At 33.5% G+C, this 2,724-nt stretch carries 4 protein-coding genes and 1 pseudogene; 2 read left to right on the top strand and 3 right to left on the bottom strand.

Annotated features, from left to right (window positions below):
* The first annotated feature begins 250 nt into the window (after positions 1–250).
* Both HX884_RS25995 and HX884_RS25990 read left to right on the top strand, forming a co-directional pair.
* Positions 251–637: a hypothetical protein gene (locus HX884_RS25995; protein WP_001078959.1), complete on the top strand. Its 387-nt coding sequence runs from the start codon at positions 251–253 to the stop codon at positions 635–637.
* Between the two features lie 19 nt (positions 638–656).
* Positions 657–971, top strand: a complete 315-nt coding sequence (locus tag HX884_RS25990) for a hypothetical protein (RefSeq protein ID WP_000708681.1) — start codon at positions 657–659, stop codon at positions 969–971.
* Between the two features lie 50 nt (positions 972–1,021).
* Here HX884_RS25990 and HX884_RS25985 read toward each other — a convergent pair whose 3' ends face one another.
* The 3 genes and pseudogenes from HX884_RS25985 to HX884_RS25975 form a co-directional block, all read right to left on the bottom strand.
* Positions 1,022–1,447 carry a hypothetical protein gene (locus HX884_RS25985; protein WP_000360018.1) on the bottom strand — a complete coding sequence of 142 codons (426 nt, stop codon included), beginning with the start codon at positions 1,445–1,447 and terminating at the stop codon, positions 1,022–1,024.
* A gap of 96 nt (positions 1,448–1,543) precedes the next feature.
* Positions 1,544–1,930 (bottom strand): hypothetical protein, encoded by a 387-nt coding sequence (locus tag HX884_RS25980; protein WP_001062150.1) that lies wholly within the window; start codon positions 1,928–1,930, stop codon positions 1,544–1,546.
* Between the two features lie 14 nt (positions 1,931–1,944).
* A pseudogene (locus HX884_RS25975) lies at positions 1,945–2,670 on the bottom strand (DNA-binding protein); the annotation flags it as partial.
* Positions 2,671–2,724: the final 54 nt, after the last annotated feature.

Below are 2,724 nucleotides of genomic sequence, written 5' to 3'. Positions count from 1 at the left end.
CAACCCGCTACGGGGGAGACTTACCCGAAATCTGATTTATTCAACAAAGCCCATTCCTGTTTCAATTCGTGGCATTTGGTCTCGCGTGGTTAGCATTTTCGTGGACCGGCAGCACTCTTGTATCAGTCATTACGTTTTTCGTAAGCATCATTATTCTTATCTATAAAATCAAAAGAATGTATGCAGACAGAGTTGTTTTTATACGGTGAAATTAATTTCACACAACCGCAAACATAAAATGAGAAAGTAAATGAACCGATTTATAACGTCCTCTTTTTTTATTATTGTCTTCCTGCTTTCTGGCTGTTCAACATCAGGGAACCAGAACCTTAAAAACGAAACACCACAAAGCCTCCAGTCAAAGATCATTAAAAACAAAACAACTAAGACGGAATTACTCACTAAGTTAGGTGAGCCTGATACAAGAACCACACTCGATGACGGAAATGAGCAATGGAAATATTTCATGTCTAACAATCAGTTCAATGCAACGACTTTCATTCCTGTTGTGGGGCTGTTTACTGGCGGTTCCCAAACTCAGTCTAAAACTCTTGAAATCGACTTCAAGGGAGAGACTGTAAGTAAATGGACTTTTTCCTCTGACAATAACAACACCAAAACTGGCATTCTTAATTAATTGTTTTTTGGATAAGAAAATGAAAATATACTCAATTATCACAGTTATCATTACCACCTTCCTTCTAACCGCATGTAACAATGAACCATCGCAAGACGATATATACAATGTTTTCAAAAGTGTTGTAGATAGAACAAATACAAGTATGAAAGCTCTTGATTCAAGAGTTACAGAAAAAGATCTTTTAAGAATCGATTACGTGAAGAAAGTTAGTTGCACAGAAGAAGCAAACAATGTTTATAACTGCATTGTCGATGCCTCTATTAGTAATATGAAACAAACAAAACCAGTAAAACTAATCAAATCTGATGGTGTCTGGAAAGAAGTTCAGTAGTAGCCTATATCAAGAAGTCTTTTAGCCCCTGCTTAGGGGCTTTTTATTGCCTATAACCTGACGGTTCTTACGCGAACTTCATGGGTTAACTCTTTCTCAATTACTTTCATTTCATATTGTGCTCTGACAGTAGCATAGATTTCCTCTGCTTTTTCTTGATTGTTATCTATGTAATTAACAAGCGAGTTTAGTTCCCTAATAACTCCTTCTTTGTTATTTAATCGTTGTAGAAGATTGCTTGTCAGACTTTTGTATACCGAGCTAAACATAGTCATTATGTTATCAATATTACGATTGGATTTGGAATAAATCCTTTTAGGGTAAAAATATTTTAAATGGTATCCCACAAAAATTAAGTAAAGTTGATATGAGAAACTTTTATCTCCGGGCTGGTACCGTTTTGAGATATATTTATCAATTATAATGATAAGTTGCTCTTCCAGAGTAAACTCTGAATTGATGATGTTTTTGTCCATAAAATGCATCCTTGCATAATTGAAATAGTCATCCTGACCATATATTTATATTTATCGTATTTATTTAACTTGTCAATAGGTGTAACCTATCAACTATTATTTTTTATTAAATGGTCTATTCAATTGTTCCATAGTGAGACCATGTCTATAAGCATTATACTGCCAATAGCTAAACTGCTCTTTGTATCTATTGTTCTGTTTTTTTAACATTTCATTTTCGGCTTTAAGATTTATTATTTGTTGTGCCGCAATCGTTAAGTTAGCTGGCTTTTTAAGGCCAGATTTTTTCAAATTAGACAAATTTTTCTTTGTTCTATATGCTTCAACAACTTCATCATGAGCACTTAGAGATTGCCTTGTGATAGTTCTGTTTAGATTCTTATAAACTGATTCACATAAATCGCTCCATGTGATTTTACCGTCCCAAGTCAGTATAATGTGTTTAATTGCCTTTATTTCACTCCTGTTTAAATGTTTTGCCATATGCATCTCCTGTTTCAATTATTCAATAGTTTATTAATTCTTTCCAAATTTTTTTTGTGGTGTTGCAACCATTTGTCTGCACCATAATCACCATTTTCATAAGCGATCTGAGTTATTCTCTTTAATTGCATTACTTTCTCTCGGACAGATTGCAGTCTAATTCTATCTACTGAGTTAATGTCCGGTGTTTCATTATCACATTCAATAAGATGATTAATTTTTGCACAAGGCTTGATTAAATAGTTATGTACACAGTAACCAAATTCAGTTAAGTGTATTGCACCTTGATTAAGGTTATCAAAATCAATTGTCAATTCATTTGTGGGTATTGACTCCCTTTGACAGTAATTACTCCTATTCAATTTAATAGCTTTGATTTTATCTAACATATCTTCTTCCGACACATGGTTATAAACTCTGTTCTGATTCGCATTGATACGACCAGACCATTTAGCTATATCCAGTTCAGACATTTCACCATAATGGGCTATTGTGTTTAAAAGGTGCCGTGGCTGGTGTGAGCGAATAAGTAGTGGTTTACCTTCATCATCATAATATCCATATCGGGAAAATATATTTTTATAATTCATCTCATAGCTTTTTTTTCTTTGTATGTCACTGAAAAAGAAACTTTTAGTAGGTTTGTAAAATGTGAAAATTGAAGTCATTCTTGATAAAGAAAATTGATCAGTATTGAGCAAGCATAAAGCATTACTAAATTTTATGGATTTTTCTTTATCATCCGACATTCCGCAGCTAATTTAGGAATAAACTACCTCATAGAGTCTACCGAG

It is taken from the genome of Enterobacter sp. SECR19-1250, from assembly GCF_013391025.1.
GTDB lineage: Bacteria > Pseudomonadota > Gammaproteobacteria > Enterobacterales > Enterobacteriaceae > Enterobacter > Enterobacter cloacae.
Note: the sequence above shows the minus strand (reverse complement) of the source record. Positions and strands in the feature narration are given on the sequence as shown.

What these genes read in the sequence shown, in the direction of transcription:
- HX884_RS25990 (WP_000708681.1), top strand. Translation starts at nt 657, where the DNA reads ATGAAAATATACTCAATTATCACAGTTATCATTACCACCTTCCTTCTA.
- HX884_RS25985 (WP_000360018.1), bottom strand. Translation starts at nt 1,447, where the DNA reads ATGGACAAAAACATCATCAATTCAGAGTTTACTCTGGAAGAGCAACTT.
- HX884_RS25995 (WP_001078959.1), top strand. Translation starts at nt 251, where the DNA reads ATGAACCGATTTATAACGTCCTCTTTTTTTATTATTGTCTTCCTGCTT.
- HX884_RS25980 (WP_001062150.1), bottom strand. Translation starts at nt 1,930, where the DNA reads ATGGCAAAACATTTAAACAGGAGTGAAATAAAGGCAATTAAACACATT.